Origin of the sequence: Nocardia sp. 852002-51101_SCH5132738, from assembly GCF_001665695.1 — a bacterium.
Lineage (GTDB): Bacteria > Actinomycetota > Actinomycetes > Mycobacteriales > Mycobacteriaceae > Nocardia > Nocardia nova.
In genome coordinates, this window is the sequence record NZ_LZML01000125.1 from 1 (window position 1) to 22,690 (window position 22,690).

Consider the following 22,690-nt stretch of genomic DNA (forward strand, 5'->3'; position numbering starts at 1 on the left):
GGCGTGAGCACGCTGTCTCCGCCGGACATGATCCGGGCCATTCTGCGGGCACCGGTCAATTGCTGTGGAACGGCGGAATCGGTACCTACATCAAGGCGAGTACGGAATCGAACGGCGATGTCGGCGACAAGTCCAATGACGCGGTGCGCGTGAATGCGAGCGATCTGCGCGTGCGCGTCATCGGGGAGGGCGGCAATCTCGGCGTCACCGCTCTGGGACGCATCGAATTCTGCAAACTCGGTGGCAAATGCAATACCGACGCCCTCGACAATTCCGCCGGAGTCGACTGCTCGGACCACGAGGTCAATATCAAGGTGCTGCTGGACGGGGTCGTCTCCGCCGGCGAACTGCCGGTCGGCGACCGCAATCCGCTGCTGGCCTCGATGACCGACGACGTATCGGAAATGGTGTTGCGGGACAACGTCTCCCAGAACTTCCTGATGGGGATGTCGCGCACCGAGGCGCCGCGCATGCTCAACGTGCACATGCGGGTGATCGAGGACCTGGAACAGCGGCGGGGTCTGGATCGGGAACTGGAGGCTCTGCCCTCCACGAAGGAACTCGCGCGCCGTGCCGAGGCGGGGACCGGTCTCACCTCGCCGGAACTGGCGAATCTCCTGGCGCATGTGAAGTTGTCGCTGAAGGCCGATCTGCTCGACAGCGATCTGCCCGACAGCGCGTACTTCGCCGCCCGGTTGCCGAAGTACTTCCCGGCAGCGCTGCGGCAGCGATTCGGCGGTGCCATCAAACGCCACCGGCTGCGCCGCGAGATCGTCACCACCATGGTGGTGAACGAGATGGTCGACCTCGGCGGCATCACCTACGCGCACCGGCTCAACGAGGAAATCGGCGCCAGCGCAACGGATGTGATGCGCGCCTTCGCGGCCACCAGCCAGATCTTCGACCTCCATTCGCTGTGGGAGCGCATTCGCGCGGCCGACGTGCCGACGGCGGTGAAGGACGAATTGGAGCTGGAAACCAAGCGGACCCTCGACCGTGCGTCGCGCTGGCTGCTGAGCAACCGCCCGCAGCCGGTCGCGGTCGGTGCGGAAATCCACCGCTACAGCGGTCCGGTGCGCGAACTCGCGCCGAAGGTTCCGGGGTGGTTGCGCGGCCATCACCTCGACACGCTGTCCGAAGCTTCGGCCAAGATCGTCTCGCGTGGCGTACCGGAGGACCTCGCCACCGAGGTCTTCGGTCTGCTCAACCTGTTCCCGCTGCTCGATGTCGTCGATATCGCGGATATCACCGACCGCAGTGGCGAGGAGGTCGGCGCCCTCTACTACGCGCTCAACGAGCACCTCAAGATCGACTGGCTGCTGCAGGCCGTCAGCCACCTCGAGCGCGGTGATCGCTGGCACGCGCTGGCCCGGCTCGCCCTGCGCGACGATATGTACGGGTCACTGCGGTCGCTCACCCTGGACGTGCTGTCCGCCGGCGATCCCGAGGAGACCGCGGAGGAGAAGATCGCGTACTGGGAGTCGAAGAACCAATCCCGGCTCGGCCGCGCGCGAGCGGCGCTGTCGGAATTGTTCGCCTCCGGAGCGCACGACCTGGCGACCCTCTCGGTGGCGGCGCGGCAGGTCCGCAGCATGGTCAGCGGGGTGGGGGCCCAGTCGGAGGTGCCTCGCTGATCGGCGGTTGCGCCGCGAACTGCATACTTGTTAGCCGAAGCGGTCCCGGCGCGGAGCCGGACGCCACTTCGGCTTGCTCGACCGCCCGCGCCGGCACCGCCACACGATGCGCGCGGGGCGGTAATCCGATCGGAGGTGAACAGCGTGACCAGTGTCGGCTCGGTGAACGGAGCCCCCGGAGCGGGAGGCACCGTCGTCCTGCCCAAACGTTTTCACGCGAAGGTCGATGTCCGATGGTCGGATATGGACGTCTTCCAGCACATCAACCATGCCCGCATGGTGACGCTGCTCGAGGAGGCGCGGATTCCGTGGCTGTTCGAGGGGGAGCGGCCCACTGCCGGGCTGCGTACCGGCTGTGTGCTGGCAGATCTGCACGTCCGCTACCGCGGCCAGCTCCGGCACGAGGACACCCCGCTGGATGTGGCGATGTGGATCGAACAGCTGCGCGCGGTGGATTTCACCATCGGCTACGAGGTCCGCGCGAACGGCGTGGCACTGGATTCACCGCCGGCCGTCGTCGCCACCACGCAGATCGCGGCCTTCGATATCGACACCCAGCGGCTGCGCCGGCTCACCGACGACGAACGGGACTATCTGAGCCTGTGGCGGGCCGAATAGCGGCGACGACACTCACGGACGACATCGGTTCGATGCTGCGCATATCCGATCCCGCCGAGCGGGAGAATCTCGCAACCTTTCTCACCCACGCGATCCGCCTGGATCCGGCTGCCGTCGTGCGGCTGCATCGCCGCGGCGATCGCTACGTCACCGCCTGGACGGCCACCGGATTCGAGGTACTGGCCGCGCGCACGGTGGTCGGCGAACTGGACGTCGCGGACGTCACCGTCGCCGGCGACGCCGCGTTGTCGGGACTCGAGCGGCCCGGCGCCGACGGGCGCATCGAGGTGGGGTATTCGATGGATTCGGCCTGGCGCACCGCCCTGCCGCCTGCTGTGGGCTTCGCCCATATCGACGATGTTCCGGCCCGGAGCCTGGTCGAACTCGCCGAACGCGGCGCGCAGGTGGCCGCCGAACACAGTGGCGGGCAGGGCCCACCGGCCTCGCTGCTGGAGCAGACGGTGCTGACCGTCACCGGCGGCGACGAGCGGGTCGAGGTGCCGATGCGAGTCGTCTTCGCGCTCACCGCAATGGATTTCATTCCGCACGCCGGAGGCGAAGCAGACTCTCGGCGCATCGCGCCCAGCGAGACCGTGCGGGTGCGCGCCACCCGCACCTGGCTGCGGCTGGACGCCCGGTACGGCTCGGTCGCCCGTCGTCGCAGCGGGCCGCTGCTGGCCGGGTGACCGGCGCCGCATCGTTCACTTTCCTTCCGCCACCGCGGTTTTCCACCACGCGACCGTTCCGGCCGCGACCTCCGGCAGCGGTGTCGGTGCCAGGCCGAGCAGTCGTTCACTGTCCGTGGAATCGAGCCGGAAGGGCCGCTCGAACTGGTAGTTCATCTCCGCCAGCTCCCGCATCATCGAGCTCACGACGCCGGCCGTGCGCAGCGTCCAGCCGGGCAGCGCAACAACTTTCGGCATCGGCATCCGAGCCGCCTCGGCCAGTGCGGCGACCAGTTCGCGCATCGTGACGGCCGGGGCGGTCGGCGCGTGCAGGAAGGTGTTCCACACGGAGCTGTCCGCGGCCGCCCGGATCATGGCGGCGGCGAGATCGGGCATATAGGTGAACGAATGCGGCAGATCGGCCTTGCCGAAGATCTGAACGGTCTTGCCCGCCAAGATATTCGGCACCATGCGGTCACCGGCATGCGAGGTCCGCACATGCGGCCCGATGAAATCGGAGGCCGCCACACTGACCGTCGGCGTCGGCGACGCTTCGCGGGCGCGCAGGAGTTGCACGCGGATCGCCGGCTTGCCGAAATCGGCGGTGCGCGGCATATCTTCGGTCATCGGCCGGTCGACCGGGCCGTAGGAGTACAGGCTCTCCGGAAACACCACGACCGCGCCCGCGCGTCCTGCGACGTCCAGGATCGTCTGTTCGGCGCCGGGCAGTTCCGCCCGCCAGGTCCGTGCGGAGTATCGCGAGGCGTGGATGCAGTGGTAGATCGCGGTGGCGCCGTCGACCGCGGCGGCGAGCTGGTGCCGATCGTTGACGTCCACTGGGCGCCGCTCGATGAGCGGATGATCCGGACCGCTGCCCGACCGGGTCAGGATGCGGACCGTCACGCCGGTGGCGGCGAGTTGTTCGGCGATCGTGGTGCCGACGGGTCCGGCTCCGGTGACCACATGCAGATCCGACATTGTGGGCTCCAATCACTTCAGTGAGCACTGCTCTTGAGTTCATGGACGAGTCTGCCCTATGTCCGTAGAGAAATCAAGAGCGGCGCTCACTATTGTGATCGTTGCGCCGCGAAAGGGTCAGGCAGCGCCCTCGCCCAAGTACTGCAACCACACCGGATCCAGATCCGACGTGGTCGACAGCAACCGCCAATGCGGCCCGGTCGGCGAGACCAGGGGGTGCATGAGCGTCCAGCCCAACTCGCTCAGGAGTTTGTCGGCCTTGCGGTGATTACAGGGAGCGCAGGAGGCTACGCAGTTCTCCCAGGAATGCGCGCCCCCACGACTACGTGGAATGACATGGTCGATGGTTTCGGCCTTTCCGCCGCAGTAGGCGCAGCGATAACGATCCCGATGCATCAGTGCCGCCCGGGTCATCGGGACCCGGGCGCGGTAGGGCACCCGCACGTAGCTGCGCAGCCGGATGACCGACGGCAGCGCGACCGAGGCGCCGGCGGAGTGGACGACCGGGCCCTCGGGATTGTGATGAACGGTATCGGCCTTGTCACAGACCAGCAGCACGATGGCCCGCCGGGCGGGCAGTGCGGTCAGTGGCTCGTAGGTGGCATTCAGAAGCAGCACCCGGTTCTTCACCCAGGCGGTAGCTGCGGATTCGGTATTTCGGTGCGCGATCGCACCCGGGGACGAACGTCCCGGTGACGAGGACGGATGTCCCGGAGAGGAATATGCGGAGAGGATATGCAGCGGAGTAGCCCCCGACCCACGATTGTGGACATCGGCGGGCTGGAGTTGTCGGTGCGTTCTCGCCTCGTGTGACCGGGCGCCGTGCCGCTGCTTCATTGATGGACCCCGAATTCTGCTAGGTCGGTTCGTGTGCTGATCGGCAGACACTGTCACCAAGTTGACCACGGAACGTGCCCGTGTGCACAGTGATTTCGGTGCCGAAATTCGGGCCGGGTACGCGGATCGCCGGTGGTCGACGCGGTGCGGCTCGGTATCCGATGCTCGGATACCGGTGTCGGAGGCGATTATCTGCCGTGTTGCCGTCCCTCCGGCGACCGTCGTCTGAACGTCGCGTGATCCGCCGGTGACCGTCGGGCGGCTCCCGCACGGGTGGGCCGTCCGCGGGCGGTGCGGGCACAATGGTGGGCGGATACGGGCAGGCGAGCAGATCGAGAGGGTCGATGACTTCCGGCGAACAGACGGCGACATCGTTCTACGAGGCGGTCGGCGGGGCGGAAACGTTCCGGCGGATCGTCGCGGCGTTCTATCGGGAGGTGGCCGCCGACGAAATCCTGCGGCCGATGTATCCGGAGCAGGACCTCGGCCCGGCCGAGCGCCGATTGCGCATGTTCCTCGAACAGTACTGGGGCGGCCCGCGCACCTATTCCGACGAACGCGGACATCCGCGGCTGCGCATGCGGCATATGCCGTTCAGTATCGGACCACTTCAGCGCGATGCGTGGTTGCGCTGCATGCATATCGCGATTGCCGAAATCGAGCCGGACGTTCTCGACGACGAACACCGGCGTGCGCTGCTCGACTACCTGGAGATGGCCGCGAATTCGCTGATGAATTCCCCGATGTGAGCCGAGCCGGGGACACGACTGTGACATCGTCATCGGCCGGGGAGCAGGCTGAGCTCGACGCGGCGGGGGTCGTCGCCGGGCACGCGGAGGAATCGACGCCGCCGTGGTGGCGTTCGGCGGTCTTCTATCAGATCTATCCGCGCTCGTTCGCCGATTCCTCCGGCGACGGGATCGGCGATCTCGCCGGCATCCGCGACCGGCTCGGCTATCTGGAACTGCTCGGCGTCGACGCACTGTGGATCTGTCCAGTGATGCGGTCGCCGATGGCCGACGGCGGGTACGACGTAAGCGATCCGCGCGATATCGATCCGCTCTTCGGTGACCTGGCGACGATGGACCGGCTGATCGCCGAGGCCCACGAACGCGGTATCCGGTTGACGATGGATCTGGTGCCCAACCACACCAGCGACCGCCACCCGTGGTTCGCCGCCGCGGTGGCGGCCGCACCCGGCAGTGCCGAGCGAGCCCGCTACATCTTCCGTGACGGTCGCGGGCCAGGCGGTGCGCAACCGCCCAACAACTGGCCCAGCATCTTCGGCGGGCCGGCGTGGACGCGCGTCACCGAGCCCGACGGGACGCCGGGACAGTGGTATCTGCATCTGTTCGCATCGGAACAACCGGATCTGAACTGGGACAATCCGGAGGTGGTCGCCGACTTCGAGCAGACCATGCGGTTCTGGCTCGATCGCGGCGTCGACGGCTTCCGCATCGATGTGGCGCACGGCATGGCCAAACCGCCCGGACTGCCCGATATGGATCCGGCCGTGGTGGCCGCGGTCGGCCTCTCCGCCGACCCGTCGGCGGTCCATACACCGGACGCCGACGCGAAACTGCTGGTGCACGACGACAGCGATCCGCGCTTCAACAATCCGGGGGTCCACGACATCCACCGTCGGCTGCGCAAGGTGGTCGACGAGTATCCGGACGCGGTGTCGATCGGCGAGGTGTGGGTCGAGGACAACGTCCGCTTCGGCGAGTACGTGCGTCCGGACGAACTGCACCTCGCCTTCAATTTCCGGCTTGCCGAGACGCCGTTCGACGCGGTGAAAATTCATGCGGCAGTGGAGAATTCGCTGGAATCGGTGGCGCAGGTCGGTGCCGTCCCGACCTGGACGCTGTCCAATCACGACATCGAGCGGGAGGTGACCCGCTACGGCGGCGGCGCGTCCGGCATCGCTCGCGCCCGGGCGATGATCATGGTCGAACTCGCGCTTCCGGGTGCGGTTTTCGTCTACAACGGCGCCGAACTGGGGCTGCCGAATGTCGACGACCTGCCCGAGGACGTGCTTGCCGACCCGGTCTGGGAACGCTCCGGGCACACCGAACGCGGGCGTGACGGCTGCCGGGTGCCGATCCCGTGGGAGGGGGTGCGTCCGCCCTTCGGATTCACCGAGGGCCCCGCCTCCTGGCTGCCCATTCCGCCGGAGTGGGCCGATCGCACCGTGGCGGCGCAACTCGAATCGCCCGCCTCGACGCTGTCGCTGTATCGGACCGCCCTCGGACTGCGCCGCACCCGAGACGAATTCGACGGCGATACCGTCGACTGGCTCGGCGGGCCGCCCGGCTGTCTCGTCTTCCGCCGGCCGGGCGGACTGATCTGTGTGCTCAACGCCTCCGCGGACCCGACCGCACTGCCGCCGGGCACGGTGCTGCTGACGAGCGTGCCGCTGCACGATGGCCTGCTCGCACCGGAGTCCGCGGCCTGGTTGGTGTGACACGACGGCTCGGCGCGGAGCGGCAAACCACGATCGTCTACCGTTGATCCGTGAGCATTCTCGAAACAGTGCTGATCTTTCTCGGCATCCCGCTGGTGATCTACGCGGTGATCGCCGGACTGTCGTTCCTCGGCAAACCGCTGCCCGGCGAGAAGCCGGTCCACTACGACCTCGGGAAGAAGTGGACCGCGGAGCCGGTGCTGTGGAGCGCGACCGATGAGGTGACCGCATTCGGTCACGGTGTCGCTGAGTCGTCGCATGGGCACCATGCGGCCATCGAATCCACCGGGGCAGATCTGATCGGAGGCCGGGCAAGTGGCAACTTCTAATTGGCCTGTGGTGGACCCGTCCACCCTGCCGCACGGGTACGCCATCACCCCCAGCGGCCGGGTATCCGGCGTGCACGAAGCCGGTGACGTGTTCAAGGAAGCGCCGTTCAACGATCATGAGCGGCTGCTGATGGACAACACCCTCACCGAGGCGACCCGCACTACCAAGGTCCGGTTCAACATCTACATCGGCGATCTGGGCGTGGATGCCGCCGCCGGCGCCGACGCGGTGTTTCCGTCGACCCCCGAGGCGGCACGTTCGGTGCTCATCGCCGTCTCGCCCAACGACAAGGCGGTCGAGGTTCGTTCCGGTCGCGATGTCGCCGACCGCGTGAACGACCGGGTCTGCCAGCTGGGCGTCACCGCGGCGCTCGCGTCGCTGCGGCAGGGCCAGCTCATCGACGGAGTCGTCTCCGCCGTCCGCGTGATGGCGTCCGCGATCGGCCGCCCGAGCTGATTCGTTCGCACTGATCGGCACGCTCGCGCCGGTTCGAATCAGGGCCACGCACCCCTTCCCGGAACGACCGGGGAGGGGTGCGGCTGTATGCGGACGACCCGAAATACGCTGTGAGCGTAAGCGAGCGGTCCCGGCCCGCCGGTGGCCGTAGGCTCACCGCATGGCCGAGTATCCGCAACTGCATTCGATCCCCGGCGGACGTGACCTCGAGTCCCCGTCCTCGACCGGTGCGGACACTGCGGCAGAGTCCGCACCGCCGGCCGAAACCGATCCTCGACCGCAGCGAGACGTGCTGCGGTCGGTGCCGTCGCGCCCCGGGCGGCCTCGGGAGTCCCGCACCGCCCGGGAACCGCTGTGGCGTGAGGTACTCGGCGAACGGTTGCGCGAACTGCGCCACGACCACGGCGAGACGTTGACCGAAACGGCGAACCGAGCCGGGATTTCACCGCAGTATCTGTCGGAGATCGAACGCGGTCGCAAGGAACCTTCGAGCGAGATGATCGCCGCGCTCGCCGGTGCGCTCGGCACCACATTGGGCGAACTGACCGCGGAGATCGCCGCCGACCTGCTGCGTGCCACTCGCCTGGCGCCGGTACGCCCGCTGGCCGCCCGCCCACCGGCCGGCCCCACCATGCTCGCCCGCGCCGCCTGAGTCCGCGCCGCGCCGCACTGGGGACCGGCGAGCGCTCACCGCGATCCGGTCAGGTCCGGGCGCCGAGGATGGTGTCGGCCAAACCGTATTCCACCGCTGCCTGCGCGGTGAACACCCGGTCGCGATCGGTATCGTGTCGTAGCGTCGCGACGTCCTGGCCCGTGTGGCGGGACAGGATCGTCTCGATTTCGGCGCGCATCCGGACGAGTTCGTCGGCCTGGATGATGAGATCGGGGATCGCTCCCTGTCCGCGGGTCGCCGGCTGATGCAGGACGGCGCGCGCATGCGGCAGCATCGCCCGCCGGCCCGCCGCGCCGCCGGCCAGCAGCACCGCGCCGACCGCGATGGCCTGGCCGACACACGTGGTCGCCACCGGAGACGAAATGTGCTGCATGGTGTCGTAGATCGCCAGCATCGCCGACAGATCGCCGCCCTCGCAGTTGATGTAGAGGTTGATCTCCTGGCCGGCGCTCTCGGCATCCAGATGCAGCATCTGCGCGATCAGCGCATTCGCCACCCCGGAATCGATCGGCGTGCCGAGGTAGACGATGCGCTCGGTGAGCAGGTGCGAGTAGACGTCCATGATCCGCTCGCCGCGCGGATGCTGCGCGATGACATTGGGAATGGTGTAGCTGGTCATGTCGTGCCCCCTATGCGTTCCCGGCCGAGATTCCGATGCGCTGGCGTTGCGGGATGACCTGGTCGAAGGAGTCGACGATGTGGTCGATGAAGCCGTACTCCCGGGCCTCGGTCGCGGTGAACCAGCGGTCGTGCAGTGAATCCTCGTAGATGCGGTCGAACGGTTGCCCGGTGTCCTCGGCGATCAGTCCGAGCACGGTGTTCACGGTGTGGCGCAGATCGTCGGCCTGCACCTCCACCTCGCCCGCGCTGCCGCCGATGCCCGCCGACCCCTGATGCATGAGGATGCGGGCGTGCGGCAGTGCGTAGCGGCGGCCGCGAGTTCCGGCCGAGAGCAGGAATTGTCCTGCGCTGCAGGCCAATCCGAGCGCCAGCGTCGACACCCGGCACGGCACCAGTCGCATCACGTCGCGAATTGCGAGCATCGACGGCACCGACCCGCCCGGCGAGTGAATCCACAGTGAGATGTCGGCGTCGGGGTCTTCGGCCGCGAGGGTGAGCATCTGGGTCGTGAGCAGCGTGCCGTTGTCGTCGTCGTCGAGCCCGCCGTCGAGGACGAGGATGCGGCGGCTGAGCAGCTGCTCGCGCGACCGCCAACTGAACAATGGAATCTTGTTGTCGTCGTGAGCCATACGCCCACGGTGCCGCAGCGGACCCGGCACGCGCCCGTCACGCTGCTGTCAGCAGATCTGCCCACAGCAGCGGCAGTCGATGCGCGGCCGAGGCTGCGCATCCCTCAGATCTCGAGCCGAGCCGGCACGCCCCGATTCCGGGCCCGTGGTGGCGACCGCACCACCACGGGCAACCGGACTCAGGCGATGTCGGCGGCGCGGGCGCGCAGCGAGCGTTCGATTCCCGCCTTGCCCTCGATCACCAAGCGGCGCAGGGCCGGCGGCCGCTCATCGGCGAGGAATTTGTCGGCCACGGCCACGGCTTCCTCGCTGATGGCCCAGTGCGGGTAGAGGCCGACCACGACGGTCTGCGCGACCTCGCTGGAGCGGCGTTCCCACACCGAGGCGATCTCGTCGAAGTAGCGCTGCACATAGGGCGCGAGCAGTTCGCCCTGGCCGATGGGAGCGAAGCCGCCGACGATGGCGCGGGCGGTGATGTTCGGGACGGAGTCGTCGTCCATCACCGTCCGCCACGCCTTCTCCTTGACCTCGGCCTGCGGCCGGGCGGTGGCGGCCGCGGCCGCTTGGCGCCGGCCCGCGGCGGTGGGATCACGCTCGAGTTCGGCGTCGATGACCGGGGTGTCGGTGCTCTCGGCATCGAGCTGACCGGCCGCCGCGAGCGCCTGCACGATCCGCCAGCGCAGATCGGTGTCCACCGCGAGCCCGGGCAGTTCGACCGCGGCGGGATCGGAGTCCAGCAGCAGCGTGCCCAGCACTTCGCTGTGCCACGGCGACAGGCGCGCGGCGGTGAGGGCGTTGACGAAGGCCAGCTGATGGTCCGAACCCGGTTCGGCCGCACGAGCCAGTTCCAGGAGCCGGTCGGCGAAGGCCGGCCATCCGGTCTGATCGGCCCACTCCGGGTCGGCGTAGCTCGCCAGGGCGGTCTGTGCCTGCATCAGAAGCCGTTGCACCACACCGATTTCGGTTTCGGCGCCGATCCCGCGTTGCACCAGCGCCACGAAATCCCGTGCCCGCATCTCCGCCTGCCGCGTCATCTCCCATGCCGCCGACCAGCACAGCGTGCGCGGCAGGGATTCGGCGATATCGGCGATGCGCGCGACCACGGTGTCGAGCGATTGTGGATCCAGGCGAAGCGAACAGTAGGTCAGGTCGTCGTCGTTCACCAGCACCAGCTGACCGCGCTCGACGCCGACCAGCTCGGCGACCTCGGTGCGCTCGGCGGCGTCGAGATCGAGTTCGATCCGCTTGGTACGCACCAGCTTTCCGTCGCGGTCGTCGTAGACGCCGATGGCGAGGCGATGCAGGCGGTGTTCGCCGGCGCCGGGTTCGGCACCGCCCTGCACGACCGCGAATCGGGTGAATTTCCCGTCGGCGTCGACCTCGAAGTCGGGACGCAGCGTGTTGAGGCCGGTGGTCTTGAGCCACTGCGCGCCCCAGCCGGAAAGATCACGCCCGGAGGACTTTTCGAGCGCGCCGACCAGATCGTCGAAGGTGGCGTTGCCGAAGGCGTGTGCGGCGAAGTAGTCCCGCAGCCCGGCCAGGAACGGCTCCAGCCCCACGTAGGCCACCAGCTGCTTGAGTACCGAGGCGCCCTTGGCGTAGGTGATGCCGTCGAAGTTGACCTCCACGGCCGCCAGGTCCGGAATGTCGGCGGCGATGGGATGGGTGGAGGGCAGCTGATCCTGCCGGTACGCCCACGACTTCTCCACATTGGCGAAAGTCGTCCAGGCGCCGGTGTATTCGGTGGCCTCGGCCTGGCACAGCACCGAGGCGAACGTGGCGAACGACTCGTTCAGCCACAGATCGTCCCACCACTTCATGGTGACGAGATCGCCGAACCACATATGCGCCATCTCGTGCAGCACGGTCTCGGCGCGACGCTCGTAGGAGGCCCGGGTGACCTTGGACCGGAACACGTAGTCCTCGAGGAACGTCACCGCGCCGGCGTTCTCCATGGCGCCGGCGTTGAACTCGGGAACGAACAGCTGATCGTATTTCCCGAACACGTAGGGGACACCGAAATTGCGGTGGTAGAACGCGAAGCCCTGCTTGGTTTCGGTGAAAAGCCGTTCCGCGTCCATGAATTCGGCGAGCGAGGCGCGGCAGTAGATGCCGAGCGGGATCGTGGACTGATCGTCGGTGTACACATCGATCCACTTGGCGTACGGCCCGGCGATCAGCGCGACCAGATAGGTGCTCATCCGCGGCGTCGTGGCGAAGGTGTGCTCGACCACCTCGCCGACGGTGCGGGTGGCGGTCGCGGCGCCGTTGGAGATCACCTCCCAGTCGGCGGGCGCGGTGACCGTCATGTCGTAGGTCGCCTTGAGGTCGGGCTGGTCGAAGCAGGCGAACATCCGCTTGGCGTCGGCGGTTTCGAACTGCGAGTACAGATAGACCTTGTCGTCGGTCGGATCGACGAAGCGGTGCAGGCCCTCACCCGTGTGCGAGTACACGCAGTCTGCCTCGACCACCAGGACGTTGTTCTCGGCCAGATCGGTGAGGGTGAGGCCTTCGGACTCGTCGTAGCCGGAAACGTCGAGTTCGGTGCCGTTGAGTACGGCCGAACGCACACCCGCGGCAACGATGTCGATGAAGGTCTGCGCGCCCGGGGCGGCGGTGAACGTGACGGTGGAGCGCGAGAAGAACGTCTCGCCGGCGGTGGCCGCGGGACCGGTCGGTTGCCCGGTGAGGTCGAGTTCGACGCGATAGTTCTCCACACTGATCGTCGCGGCCCGCGCGATGGCTTGGTCGCGGGTGAGGTTCGGTGCAGACAAGGAGACTCCTTCGCTCGGACCGGTCGTGTGAACCACGCTGCGGATGCAGTCGCTGACGGTGCCCAGAATGCCACGTTCGTGACCGCACGGCTGGGCCGACCGTGTATCCGCACCCCGTGCGTGACGAAACGCCGCGCGCCACGCCACCGAGCGTCCGGGCCCGCCGGGGCGGCTCGGTAGGCTGGGCGTTCGTGTGCGGCGGACAGCGAAGCGAGGAGGGCCGGTGAAGCACATCCACGCCGGTAAGGTGCGCGATCTCTACGAGGACGGGGAATCGCTGATTCTGGTCGCCTCCGATCGGGTCTCGGTCTACGACGTGGTGCTGCCGACGCCGATTCCGGACAAGGGCGCGCTGCTCACCCAGTTGTCGAACTGGTGGTTCGACTACTTCTCCGATGTGCCCAACCACGTGCTCTCGACCACCGACGTGCCCGACGAATTCGCCGGGCGGGCGGTGCGCGTGCGACCGCTGAAGATGGTTCAGGTGGAGTGCATCGCCCGCGGCTACCTGGTCGGCTCCGGCCTGCAGGAGTACCGCCGCACCGGCGCGGTCTCCGGGGTGGCGCTGCCCGGCGGGCTGCGGGAGGGCGACAAACTTCCCGAGCCGATCTTCACCCCCACCACCAAGGCGTCCGCGGGACACGACGAGCCGATCACCTTCGACGATGTGGTGAATCAGGAGGGTCGCGAGGTCGCCGAGAAACTCCGCGACCTGACCTTGCAGATCTACACCCGCGGCGCCGAGCACGCCGCGGGGCGCGGGGTGATCATCGCCGACACCAAGGTCGAATTCGGCTGGGACGGTGATGTTCTCACTCTCGGTGACGAGGTCCTGACCTCCGATTCGTCGCGGTTCTGGCCGGCCGACGAATGGGAGCCCGGCCGGGCGCAGCGCTCGTTCGACAAGCAGTTCGTCCGCGACTGGGCGACCTCCACCGGCTGGGACAAGGAGCCGCCCGGCCCGGAGATTCCCGCCGATGTCGTGGCCGTGACCCGCGAGAAGTACATGGATGCCTATCAGCGCATCACCGGCAACACCTGGTCGTGAGCTCGGTCAGCTTCGCATCCGGAACCGGTTGCGTCGCATCGGGTTCGATGATCGGCGAGCGTCCGCCGGCTACGATGCGCGCAGCTCGGCCGCTCGCAGCATGAGGTAGTCGCGCTCGGGCGTACTCGTGGTCAGGTGAGCCGCTGCCGTATAGGACTCGATCGCCGCCGCGCGGTCACCCGCCATCTCGTGCAGATGTCCCCGTACCGCCTCGAGTCGATGGCTGCCTCGCAGGCGATCCGCCAGCGCGTTCGCCGACTCCAGTCCGTCGGCGGGCCCGTGCACCATGGCCACCGCCACGGCGCGGTTCAGGCTCACCATCGGATTGTCCGACAGCCGTTCGAAGACGTTGTACAGCAGCAGAATTCGCTCCCAGTCGGTCTCCTCGGCGCTCGGCGCCCGGGTATGCAGTGCGGCGATCGCGGCCTGGACACGATACGGACCGCCCAATCCCGCCTCGACCGCCGTCGTCGCCAGCCGCATTCCCTCCCGGGCACGTTCGCGGTCCCAGCGGGTGCGGTCCTGTTCGGCCAGCGGAATCAATTCACCGCTGGGGCCCAGGCGTGCCGCGCGGCGGACGTCGGTGAGCAGCATCAGCGCGAGCAGCCCCGTGACCTCCGGATCGTCCGGGAGCGGCCGGTGGACCTTGCGGGCCAGGCGGATAGCCTCCGCCGCGAGATCGGTGCGGTACAACCGGGAGCCGCCGGTCGCGGTATGCCCCTCGGTGAACATCACGTACAGCACATGCAGGACCGGCCCGAGCCGCGGCCGCCATTCTTCCGGGGCCCCAGCGGACTCGGCGAACGGGCGCGGCAGTGCGGCGAGCCGCTTCTTGGCGCGTGAAATACGCTGGGCCATGGTGGTTTCCGGCAGCAGGAAGGCCCGGGCGATCTCCTCGGTGGTGAGACCGCCCACCGCGCGCAGCGTCACCGCGATCGCACTGGCGGGCGACAATGCCGGGTGGCAGCACAGCAGCAGCAACGTCAATGTGTCATCGGCGGCCGGATCGGTCTCCGCGGGTGGCACGTCCCGCAGGGCGACCGTCGTCTCGCGAGTGCGGCGTGCGATCTCCGCGCGCACCGAGTCGATCAATCGCCGCTGCGCGACCTGGAGCAGCCATGCCCGCGGATTGTCCGGGTAGCCCTTGTCCGGCCACTGGGTGACCGCGGCGAGCATCGCTTCCTGCACCGCGTCCTCGGCCGCATCGAAATCGCCGTATCGGCGCACCAGAATTCCCAGCACGACCGGTGTGACCTCACGCAGGAGCAGCGCGACCTCCTGTGCGGACTCGCCGCGCCGCGCATCGCGTTCCGACGGCTGCCCGACAGGGACGGCCGGTACCTGTGATCCGGGCATGGCTCGGCGGCTCAGGCCTCGGTCGCCGGGGCGTCCATCACCGCGCGCACCTCGATGTATTCACCGATGGATGTGCCGCCCGGGCCCGGTGCGGCCGATGCCTGCGCGGCGATCTCCAACGCCCGATCGGCGCTGTCCACATCGACGATCCAGTAGCCCGCCAGGAATTCCTTGGTCTCCGGGAACGGACCGTCGGTGACCACCGGCGCGGACCGCCCGTCGGCGCTGACGATGCGGGCCTGATCCGGAAACGCCAGGCCCTGGGCGTCGACCAGCTCGCCCGATTCACGCAGTGCCGCACCGAGCGCGCGCTGGAATTCGATATGGGCCGCGATGTCCTCGGGCGGCCATTCGCCGATCGGAGTATCGCAGTGCGCGGCGGGGCGGTAGGTCTTGAGCAGCATGTACTTCACGATGATCTCCTCGGCTCGCCGGCGCGCCACCGCGGCGCGCTCACGATCGGGTCGGAGCCGGCCGCGACTCCTCGACCTACCTCGGCTGTGACTGTGGTCACAATGTGGTGCTCGTGTCGGCCAGCGCGTCCGGATTCACCGGTTCGCCGCCGAGGATCAGCTCCTTGATCCGATCGGTGACGTCCCAGACGTTGACGTTCATCCCCGCCAGCACGCGATTGCCCTGGTCCAGCCAGAAGGCGACGAATTCGCGGCTCGCGGTGTCGCCGCGCACCACCACGGACGTGGTCGCGCCCGGCGCGACGAAACCGGTGTACTCCATGCCGAGGTCGTACTGGTCGGTGAAGAAGTACGGCAGCCGATCGTAGGTCGCGGGCCGGTCGAGCATCGTCAGCGCCGCTACGGCCGGTTGATTGAGGGCGGTGGCCCAGTGTTCGACCCGCACTCGCTGCCCGAGCACCGGATGCTGCTGGTCGGCGATATCGCCCACCGCGACGATATCGGGATCGCTGCTGGCCAGGCTCTCGTCCACCAGCACGCCGCCCTCGACCGCGAGACCCGCGTCGGCGGCCAGTTCGATATTCGGCCGGGCGCCGACCGCGATCAGCACCGCATCGGCGTCCACGACCGTGTCGTCGTCGAGCCGGACGCCGGTGGCCTTCCCGTCGGCGGTCACGATCTCGGCGGCCTTCACGCCACAGCGCAGGTCGACGCCGTGCGCGCGGTGCAACTCGCCGAAGACCGCGCCCATCTCCTCGCCGAGCGCGCCCTGCAGCGGGACCGCGCCGACCTCCAGGACGGTCACCTCGAGACCTGCGGTGCGCGCGGCCGCGGTGACCTCCAGGCCGATCCAGCCCGCGCCGACGACGACCAGCCGCCGAGCCGAGCCGAACAGTGAGATCAGCGCATCGGACTGCCCGATCGTGCGCAACATGTGCACGCCCTCGGCATCGGCGCCGGGGATCGGCAATCGACGCGAGCGCGAGCCCGTGGCGAGGGCGAGTTTGTCGTAGGGCCGGGTCGAACCGTCCGGCAGCGCAACCGTTTTCGACGAGCGGTCGATGGCCGTCACGGTGGTGCCGAGCAGCAGTTCGACCTCGTGATCGCGATACCACTGCTCGGTGTGCACGGTGAAATCGGCGAGCGATTTCTTGCCGAGCAGATGTTCCTTCGACAGCGGCGGCCGCTCGTAGGGTAGCTGCGCCTCCTCGCCGATCAACGTGATGGCGCCGTCGAAATCGTTGTCGCGCAACGACTCCGCCAGCTTCGCGGCGGCCAGACCGCCACCGACGATGACGAACCTGGAATCTGTGGGCATTGGGGAAAACCTCCGGGCAGCGGGCAACCAGGGTCGCATCCGACCCTACTGTGCGATCCCGCGGCGATCGGGAAATATCGCCAACTTCGCGGCGTTGACCAATGCTGAGGGCGGGTGGCGTGCGGCCTCCCCACTGCTTCTTCGAAGGGACGAAATGTGAGCGATCAGACGACCACCGCCGGTTCCAGGGACCGCGTCGATTTCTGGTTCGATCCGCTGTGCCCGTGGTGCTGGATCACCTCGCGCTGGATTCTGGAGGTCGGGAAGGTCCGCGATATCGACACGCACTTCCACGTCATGAGCCTGGCCGTGCTCAACGAGGGCCGTGAGGACCTCCCCGAGCGCTACGTCGAGATGATGAAATCGGCGTGGGGGCCGGTCCGGGTGGCCATCGCCGCGGCCGAGCAGCACGGTGAGAAGGTGCTCTCACCGCTGTACACCGCGATGGGCACCCGCATCCACAATCGCCGGGAGGAGTACGAGCGCGAGAACCAGGCCGACACCCTGGCCGCGGTCGTCGCCGACGCTCTCGCCGAGGTGGGGCTGCCCGCCGAACTGGCCGAGGCCGCCACGAGCACCGACTACGACGAGGCGCTGCGCAAGAGCCACCACGCCGGCATGGACAAGGTCGGGCCGGATGTCGGCACGCCGACCATCCACATCAACAACACCGCGTTCTTCGGCCCGGTGCTGTCGCGGATCCCGCGCGGCGAGGAGGCGGGGAAGGTGTGGGACGGGGCGGTCGCCCTGGCGTCCTACCCGCACTTCTTCGAGCTCAAGCGGACCCGGACCGAGGACCCGCAGTTCGACTAGTGCATCGACGGCACGGGGCGACGCGCGCCCCGTGCCGGGCGCACGGCTACCGCGGCGGCAGCCCCGGAACTTCGCCGTATCCGGGGTAGCTGCCCATCTGGACGGGCGGTCCGGCCGGTGGCATCGGCGGCGGCGGGGCCGCCGGCGGACCGCTCGGCCGCAGGAACATCCGCCCGTGCCGGCTGCGGTCGCGAAGCGCCCACATCCGCCAGGTCAGCACCGGATGCGAGGACATGGCGTTGACCATCCAGACGAAGAACCCCTTGTCCTGTGGCGCGCGGTCGGCCATCTCGTCGAAATCGACCAGCGAGTTCAGGTATTTGCCGCCCGCAAGGGTTTTCATCGCGCCCGGAGCGCCGAGATGACGGTTGCAGAAACCGTGATTGTCGGCGGTGTACTCCTGCGCGCGAATCAGCGAGTTGCCGATGATCGGCAGGAACGGCACGAGGAACATGCCCAGCTGGCGCCAGTACGACACATGGCCGGCCGCGATATGTCCGACCTCGTGGCCGATGATGAAGGCCAGCGCGTCGGGGTCGCGAGCCTGACCGCCGACCTCGAACAGATCGCTGTAGACGACCACGTAGCGTCGGAATCCGTGTCCCGAGGCGAAGGCGTTGATCTGCCCGTTGCCCAGCACCACGTAGGCATCCGGGACGGTCGCCATGCCGAAGCGCGCGGCCGCCTCGACCACCATCCGGTATCCCTCCGGGAACTGGGTGGGCGACATCTTCACGGCATTGAGCCGCTGCATCGAATAATTGGTGCCGCGGCCGAACCACAGCAGCAGCGGCGCGAGGATCAGCAGCAGGACGTAATAGTTCACCGCACCGACGAGCAGGAACAGCAGCGCGATCAGATATCCGCTGACGGTGGCCAGAATCACGACGATCAGCAGGGGGATCTCCCAGCTGTGCCGGGCCGGCATACCCCACGGGGACAGTCCCCGCGTCGGTTGGTACGGAGGGATGTGCGGCGGCGAAAACGCTTGCTGCGGACCCCATCCCGGCGGTCCCAGCCGAGGATCCCACCCCGCCATACCGGTCACCGGATTCCACCCCGGTCCGCGCCCCTGCTGTGGTGACTGATCGGCCCACTGATCTTCGGACTGCATGGGCTGAACTCTATAGAGGATCGGGAAACGACCCCATGTGGAGCGAAACCACCCACCTGACAGAATCTCAGCCATGCGCGTATACCTGGGTGCCGACCATGCCGGCTTCGAATTGAAGAACCAAGTGAAGGATCATCTGACGCAGGCCGGTCACGACGTGGTCGACTGCGGAGCCCACGAGTACGACGCCGTCGACGACTACCCGGCCTTCTGCATCGACGCCGCCCGTCGCGTCGTCGCCGACCCGGGCAGCCTCGGCATCGTGTTCGGTGGCAGCGGTAACGGCGAGCAGATCGCCGCGAACAAGGTTCCGGGCGCGCGTTGTGCGCTGGCCTGGAGCGTGGAGACCGCGAAACTGGCTCGTGAGCACAACAATGCGCAGCTCATGGGCATCGGCGGCCGGATGCACAGCACCGAGGAGGCCTTCGCGATCATCGATGCGTTCCTGGCGACGCCGTGGTCGGACGAGGCGCGGCATCAGCGGCGCATCGACATCATCGCCGAATACGAGAAGACCGGTCAGCCGCCGGCGGTGCAGAGCTAGCAGGTACCGAACCGGGCCGGGCGGCGCCGTCCGGCCCGTCCGGCCGCGGGCCGGTGGGAGTGGAACGGAATTCGGTCGATGCCTGAGGGGCATACGCTGCATCGCCTGGCGAAGCTGCATCAGCAGCGCTTCGCGGGCGGTGCCGTGCGGGTATCCAGTCCGCAGGGGCGCTTCGCCGACGGTGCCGCCCTGGTCGACGGAGCCACGCTGACCAAGGCCGAGGCGTGGGGTAAACACCTTCTGCACCATTACGATTCGGGCCTGGTGGTCCATGTGCACCTCGGTCTCTACGGCACCTTCACCGAATCGCCCGCGCCCCTGAGCGACCCGGTCGGCCAGGTGCGGATGCGGATGATCGGCGCCGGGAAGTCGGCGACCACGCTGTACGGGACCGATCTGCGCGGCCCGACCGCGTGCGAGGTCCTGCACGGACCGGAAGTCGACGTCCTCACCGCCCGGCTCGGGCCGGATCCGCTGCGGCGCGATGCCGATCCCGATCGGGCGGCGCAGCGGATCCGCCGCTCGAACCGGTCGATCGCGGCGCTGCTGATGGATCAGTCGGTGGTGGCGGGCGTGGGCAATGTCTACCGCGCGGAAGTGCTCTTCCGGCACGGCATGTCACCGCAACGCCCCGGCCGCGCGATCACGGCCGGGGAGTGGGAGGCGCTGTGGGCGGACCTGGTCGCGCTGATGAAGGTCGGCGTGCGCCGGGGCGCCATCGTGGTGGTGCGCCCCGAACACGACCGCGGCGCGCCGTCCTATGCGGTCGGCAAACCCCGCACCTACGTCTATCGGCGTGCCGGAGAGCCCTGCCGGATCTGTGGAACCACCGTCGCCCATGCCGTGCTCGAGGGGCGAAACCTGTTCTGGTGCCCCACCTGTCAGCCGGACTGAGCAGCCGGTATCGCCGGGGCGCGGCGCCGGAGCAGACGCGTGAGCGCGAGTCCGAGCAGCGCGACGGCGACGAGGACGTAGGTATTGCCCAGCAGGTGCTGCCACCAATTCCAGTCGAGCTCCCGGTCCCCGCCGCCCGGCACCAGCACCTGTCCGATCAGGAACGGGGCGGTGACGGCGGCGATCGCGCCGGCCACCGCCACCGCGGATCTGCTCGCGGACCACAGGGCGGCGGTCACCAGTGCGGGCGCCACCCAGACCCAGTGATGGGTCCACGAGACCGGCGAAACCAGTAGCAGCACTGCGGCATTCAGCAGCAGGGCCGCGACCGAGAATTTCGTGATCGCGGGGGCATTCCCGGATGCGAGCGGGCCGGTGTCGGCGGTGCGCTCGGCGCGCAGGAGCAGGTGCATCGCGACCGCGCCGGCGGCGACGACGGCGAGCCCGAGTCCGAGCCAAACCGCCACGGCCGCGGATTCGGGCAGGCCGAGTCGATAGATCATGCCCTTGAGGGACTGGTTACCGGCGTAGTAGGGCGCGCCGATGCGCCCGGTTTCGACGATCGCGTGCAGCCAGTACTGCGTGGACGTCCGCGGGAACAGCACGAATCCGGCGAGCACCACTGCCGCGGCGGTCGCCACCGCCGTTCCCGCCGCCTTCCAGTCCCGGCGGATCAGCAGATACAGCACGAAGGCCGCCGGAGTCAATTTCGTGACGGCCGCGATGCCGATCAGCACTCCTCGGGGCCAGCGGGGTTTCACGGTCAGGCAGTCCAGCGCCACCGCGGCCATCAGGATGATGTTGATCTGCCCGAACCACAGCGTCGTGTGCACCGGTTCGAGTGCCGCCATCGCGATGACGACGGGAGTGGTCAGGGTTGCTTTCGACCGGGGGCTGAGATCGGGCCGGATCCGGGAGAGCACGAGCCAGACGGTCACCGACAGACAGGCCAGCGAACTGGCTGTCACCGCGATCTCCGCCAGCCAGAGCGGCATCACGGCCAGTGGCGCCATCAGTACCGCCGCCGACGGGGGATAGGTGAACGGCAGGTCGGTATGGCCGGCCACCGGGAGCGGCGGACCGTACAGTGCGCCGCGGTGCAACCAGGCCAGGGTGTCGACCCGATAGACCTGCAGATCGAGGAAACCGTGCAGCGCCGAGATGAGCAGGGCGGCCGACACCGAGAGCAGAATTCCGATCACGATCGGAATGCGGGGGAAATATCTCGTGTCGTCCGAATGCTGGTGGCGGAGCAGCTGGCGCCGCTCCGTCCGCACCGTGATCATGAAGCTGAGACCGACCTTTCGATGTTCGCCGTTCGGCGCTCGGGCGCGGCGAACCACGTCGTGTAGAAGAGGGAGATCACGGCGGCCAGCGCGGCCAGGACGGCGAGTCCGGACGGCAGCGGGTGGGCGGCCATGATCTCCGCGAGGAAACGATAGGACAGCAGCAGCCCCGCGAAAACCCCGGCGCCGAGCGTCACCATCCGGATCCGGTGGCCGTCCCAGCCGCGTTCGGGTTCGCGCAGTGCGGATTCCACGGTCAGGCACAGGACCGCCCCCGCCACGAGATCGCAGCCGTAGTGGTAGCCGAAGCCCAGCGTCGCCAGCAGCGTGCACACCAGCCACACTGCCCCGCCCCAGCGCAGCCACCGCGGCCCGGAGCGGGAATGAACGAACAGCGCTGTGGCCCAAGCGGTGTGCATCGACGGCATGCAGTTGCGAGCGGTGCCGGAATCGAAGAGCATCGGCGCCGGGGTGCCGGATATCGTCGGCACCGTATGCGGCCAGTCGCCGATCTGCAGGCCGTGGCCCAGTGGACCGTAGGCGAAGACCGGGCCGACCACGGGAAACAGTACGTAGACGAGCGGCCCGACGATGCCCAGTGCCAGGAATGTGAGCAGCAGGTTGTGCCGCGGCCACGGCTTCGTCGTCACGTGGCGCAGCTGCCAGACCGCGACCACCACGGCCGCCGCCGGCAATTGGATGTACACCGCGTGCAATACATTCGACGGAATCGGGCCCGCGGCGTCGAGCAGGCTGCCCACCGCCCACGCCGGATCTCCCAGTGCCCGATCGGCATACTGCACGTACTGATCCAGTACGCGGGGACCGGCGGAAATGCTCACCAGCAGCCAGGTATCGGCGAGCTTCGAGGCCATGATCAGCAACACGCCGAAGGCGATGGCGCGCAGGGCGATCCGCCGTGGCCGGCCATGCCACCGGGCGACGGTCAGTGCCAGCGCGGTCAAGACGAGCGTGGGTCCGGTTCCGATGGAAAGGTGCCAGCCGCACAGCGCCTGCACGCCGAGTACCAGCAGGTCCAGCACCGCCGCCGAGGCGAGGCTGACGACCCGGATGCGCGCGGGGCAGGACGCCGGTCAGGATCCCGGGCAAGGCTTCGACGGCGGTGACCAGGGCGGATACGACACCGCCGCCGAGGCGAGGCTACGACCCGGGCGGCGGGCACGACCGCGGCGGCGATGGCGGCGGCTTCTTCGACGGCGGGGAT

22 protein-coding genes and 1 pseudogene are annotated in these 22,690 nt (G+C 68.3%); 12 read left to right on the top strand and 11 right to left on the bottom strand.

Translation table 11 applies throughout. The annotated features are described in order from the left end of the window. The 3 genes and pseudogenes from A5789_RS18505 to A5789_RS18515 all read left to right on the top strand — a co-directional run. Window positions 1-1,634: pseudogene (locus tag A5789_RS18505) on the top strand (NAD-glutamate dehydrogenase domain-containing protein); the annotation flags it as partial. Between the two features lie 243 nt (window positions 1,635-1,877). Beyond that, window positions 1,878-2,252: a thioesterase family protein gene (locus A5789_RS18510; protein WP_051755158.1), complete on the top strand. Its 375-nt coding sequence runs from the start codon at window positions 1,878-1,880 to the stop codon at window positions 2,250-2,252. Between the two features lie 32 nt (window positions 2,253-2,284). After that, entirely contained in the window at window positions 2,285-2,938 is a 654-nt protein-coding gene (locus A5789_RS18515; protein ID WP_063017531.1) for a hypothetical protein, read from the top strand. Between the two features lie 15 nt (window positions 2,939-2,953). Here A5789_RS18515 and A5789_RS18520 read toward each other — a convergent pair whose 3' ends face one another. Both A5789_RS18520 and A5789_RS18525 read right to left on the bottom strand, forming a co-directional pair. Further along, a complete protein-coding gene (locus A5789_RS18520) occupies window positions 2,954-3,895 on the bottom strand; it encodes an NAD-dependent epimerase/dehydratase family protein (RefSeq protein ID WP_063017511.1) in 942 nt (313 codons plus the stop codon). A gap of 117 nt (window positions 3,896-4,012) precedes the next feature. Next, on the bottom strand, window positions 4,013-4,732 hold the full coding sequence (locus A5789_RS18525) for an HNH endonuclease (protein WP_227462928.1): 720 nt from the start codon (window positions 4,730-4,732) through the stop codon (window positions 4,013-4,015). Between the two features lie 344 nt (window positions 4,733-5,076). Here A5789_RS18525 and A5789_RS18530 point away from each other — a divergent pair, with 344 nt between their 5' ends. The 5 genes from A5789_RS18530 (at window position 5,077) to A5789_RS18550 (ending at window position 8,634) form a co-directional block, all read left to right on the top strand. Then, a complete protein-coding gene (locus A5789_RS18530; protein ID WP_030512691.1) occupies window positions 5,077-5,481 on the top strand; it encodes a globin in 405 nt (134 codons plus the stop codon). A 131-nt stretch (window positions 5,482-5,612) separates the two neighbouring features. After that, window positions 5,613-7,196 carry a glycoside hydrolase family 13 protein gene (locus A5789_RS18535; protein ID WP_064901150.1) on the top strand — a complete coding sequence of 528 codons (1,584 nt, stop codon included), beginning with the start codon at window positions 5,613-5,615 and terminating at the stop codon, window positions 7,194-7,196. Between the two features lie 50 nt (window positions 7,197-7,246). After that, window positions 7,247-7,525, top strand: a complete 279-nt coding sequence (locus A5789_RS18540; protein ID WP_030512693.1) for a hypothetical protein — start codon at window positions 7,247-7,249, stop codon at window positions 7,523-7,525. A gap of 10 nt (window positions 7,526-7,535) precedes the next feature. After that, entirely contained in the window at window positions 7,536-7,982 is a 447-nt protein-coding gene (locus tag A5789_RS18545; protein ID WP_104364151.1) for a DUF5130 domain-containing protein, read from the top strand. A 160-nt stretch (window positions 7,983-8,142) separates the two neighbouring features. Then, window positions 8,143-8,634: a helix-turn-helix transcriptional regulator gene (locus A5789_RS18550; RefSeq protein WP_082940798.1), complete on the top strand. Its 492-nt coding sequence runs from the start codon at window positions 8,143-8,145 to the stop codon at window positions 8,632-8,634. Window positions 8,635-8,683: 49 nt separating this feature from the next. Here the strand turns inward: A5789_RS18550 and A5789_RS18555 are convergent, their stop codons facing one another. The 3 genes from A5789_RS18555 to pepN all read right to left on the bottom strand — a co-directional run bounded on the left by A5789_RS18555 (window position 8,684) and on the right by pepN (window position 12,679). Continuing rightward, window positions 8,684-9,274, bottom strand: coding sequence for a ClpP family protease (locus A5789_RS18555; RefSeq protein WP_039777002.1), 591 nt, complete (start codon window positions 9,272-9,274; stop codon window positions 8,684-8,686). Between the two features lie 10 nt (window positions 9,275-9,284). Continuing rightward, window positions 9,285-9,905 (bottom strand): ClpP family protease, encoded by a 621-nt coding sequence (locus A5789_RS18560; protein ID WP_064923060.1) that lies wholly within the window; start codon window positions 9,903-9,905, stop codon window positions 9,285-9,287. 179 nt (window positions 9,906-10,084) lie between these two features. Next, window positions 10,085-12,679: an aminopeptidase N gene (gene pepN / locus A5789_RS18565; RefSeq protein ID WP_064902199.1), complete on the bottom strand. Its 2,595-nt coding sequence runs from the start codon at window positions 12,677-12,679 to the stop codon at window positions 10,085-10,087. 223 nt (window positions 12,680-12,902) lie between these two features. On the opposite strand from pepN, the gene A5789_RS18570 reads away from it, so the two are divergent. Continuing rightward, a complete protein-coding gene (locus tag A5789_RS18570) occupies window positions 12,903-13,727 on the top strand; it encodes a phosphoribosylaminoimidazolesuccinocarboxamide synthase (RefSeq protein ID WP_030512699.1) in 825 nt (274 codons plus the stop codon). Between the two features lie 69 nt (window positions 13,728-13,796). Here A5789_RS18570 and A5789_RS18575 read toward each other — a convergent pair whose 3' ends face one another. The 3 genes from A5789_RS18575 to A5789_RS18585 form a co-directional block, all read right to left on the bottom strand. Then, window positions 13,797-15,083: an RNA polymerase sigma factor gene (locus A5789_RS18575; protein WP_082940799.1), complete on the bottom strand. Its 1,287-nt coding sequence runs from the start codon at window positions 15,081-15,083 to the stop codon at window positions 13,797-13,799. Between the two features lie 11 nt (window positions 15,084-15,094). Continuing rightward, on the bottom strand, window positions 15,095-15,496 hold the full coding sequence (locus A5789_RS18580; RefSeq protein WP_193615526.1) for a YciI family protein: 402 nt from the start codon (window positions 15,494-15,496) through the stop codon (window positions 15,095-15,097). Window positions 15,497-15,593: 97 nt separating this feature from the next. Continuing rightward, window positions 15,594-16,814, bottom strand: a complete 1,221-nt coding sequence (locus tag A5789_RS18585; RefSeq protein ID WP_064902195.1) for an NAD(P)/FAD-dependent oxidoreductase — start codon at window positions 16,812-16,814, stop codon at window positions 15,594-15,596. 156 nt (window positions 16,815-16,970) lie between these two features. Between A5789_RS18585 and A5789_RS18590 the strand changes: the two genes are divergently transcribed. Beyond that, window positions 16,971-17,627 (top strand): DsbA family protein, encoded by a 657-nt coding sequence (locus tag A5789_RS18590; RefSeq protein ID WP_030512703.1) that lies wholly within the window; start codon window positions 16,971-16,973, stop codon window positions 17,625-17,627. A gap of 46 nt (window positions 17,628-17,673) precedes the next feature. Here the strand turns inward: A5789_RS18590 and A5789_RS18595 are convergent, their stop codons facing one another. Then, entirely contained in the window at window positions 17,674-18,741 is a 1,068-nt protein-coding gene (locus tag A5789_RS18595) for a M48 family metallopeptidase (protein WP_063017519.1), read from the bottom strand. Window positions 18,742-18,814: 73 nt separating this feature from the next. On the opposite strand from A5789_RS18595, the gene A5789_RS18600 reads away from it, so the two are divergent. Then, window positions 18,815-19,285 carry a ribose-5-phosphate isomerase gene (locus tag A5789_RS18600; RefSeq protein WP_062962784.1) on the top strand — a complete coding sequence of 157 codons (471 nt, stop codon included), beginning with the start codon at window positions 18,815-18,817 and terminating at the stop codon, window positions 19,283-19,285. A 78-nt stretch (window positions 19,286-19,363) separates the two neighbouring features. After that, on the top strand, window positions 19,364-20,179 hold the full coding sequence (locus tag A5789_RS18605) for an Fpg/Nei family DNA glycosylase (RefSeq protein WP_064902194.1): 816 nt from the start codon (window positions 19,364-19,366) through the stop codon (window positions 20,177-20,179). On the opposite strand, the gene A5789_RS18610 is transcribed toward A5789_RS18605, so the two are convergent. Both A5789_RS18610 and A5789_RS18615 read right to left on the bottom strand, forming a co-directional pair. Then, the gene (locus A5789_RS18610) at window positions 20,167-21,465 is read right to left on the bottom strand and encodes a glycosyltransferase family 87 protein (RefSeq protein ID WP_082940800.1); all 1,299 of its coding nucleotides are present in this window, start codon (window positions 21,463-21,465) and stop codon (window positions 20,167-20,169) included. The genes A5789_RS18605 and A5789_RS18610 overlap by 13 nt on opposite strands. Then, window positions 21,462-22,508, bottom strand: coding sequence for a phosphatase PAP2 family protein (locus A5789_RS18615; RefSeq protein WP_064927318.1), 1,047 nt, complete (start codon window positions 22,506-22,508; stop codon window positions 21,462-21,464). The genes A5789_RS18610 and A5789_RS18615 overlap by 4 nt, the downstream gene beginning before the upstream one ends. Between the last annotated feature and the right edge of the window lie 182 nt (window positions 22,509-22,690).

Excerpts from the sequence above, each read along its gene's own strand:
- A5789_RS18510 (WP_051755158.1), top strand. The coding sequence starts at position 1,878 with ATGGACGTCTTCCAGCACATCAACCATGCCCGCATGGTGACGCTGCTC.
- A5789_RS18515 (WP_063017531.1), top strand. The coding sequence starts at position 2,285 with ATGCTGCGCATATCCGATCCCGCCGAGCGGGAGAATCTCGCAACCTTT.
- A5789_RS18520 (WP_063017511.1), bottom strand. The coding sequence starts at position 3,895 with ATGTCGGATCTGCATGTGGTCACCGGAGCCGGACCCGTCGGCACCACG.
- A5789_RS18525 (WP_227462928.1), bottom strand. The coding sequence starts at position 4,732 with ATGAAGCAGCGGCACGGCGCCCGGTCACACGAGGCGAGAACGCACCGA.
- A5789_RS18530 (WP_030512691.1), top strand. The coding sequence starts at position 5,077 with ATGACTTCCGGCGAACAGACGGCGACATCGTTCTACGAGGCGGTCGGC.
- A5789_RS18550 (WP_082940798.1), top strand. The coding sequence starts at position 8,143 with ATGGCCGAGTATCCGCAACTGCATTCGATCCCCGGCGGACGTGACCTC.
- A5789_RS18555 (WP_039777002.1), bottom strand. The coding sequence starts at position 9,274 with ATGACCAGCTACACCATTCCCAATGTCATCGCGCAGCATCCGCGCGGC.
- A5789_RS18560 (WP_064923060.1), bottom strand. The coding sequence starts at position 9,905 with ATGGCTCACGACGACAACAAGATTCCATTGTTCAGTTGGCGGTCGCGC.
- A5789_RS18575 (WP_082940799.1), bottom strand. The coding sequence starts at position 15,083 with ATGCCCGGATCACAGGTACCGGCCGTCCCTGTCGGGCAGCCGTCGGAA.
- A5789_RS18585 (WP_064902195.1), bottom strand. The coding sequence starts at position 16,814 with ATGCCCACAGATTCCAGGTTCGTCATCGTCGGTGGCGGTCTGGCCGCC.
- A5789_RS18595 (WP_063017519.1), bottom strand. The coding sequence starts at position 18,741 with ATGCAGTCCGAAGATCAGTGGGCCGATCAGTCACCACAGCAGGGGCGC.
- A5789_RS18600 (WP_062962784.1), top strand. The coding sequence starts at position 18,815 with ATGCGCGTATACCTGGGTGCCGACCATGCCGGCTTCGAATTGAAGAAC.
- A5789_RS18605 (WP_064902194.1), top strand. The coding sequence starts at position 19,364 with ATGCCTGAGGGGCATACGCTGCATCGCCTGGCGAAGCTGCATCAGCAG.
- A5789_RS18610 (WP_082940800.1), bottom strand. The coding sequence starts at position 21,465 with ATGATCACGGTGCGGACGGAGCGGCGCCAGCTGCTCCGCCACCAGCAT.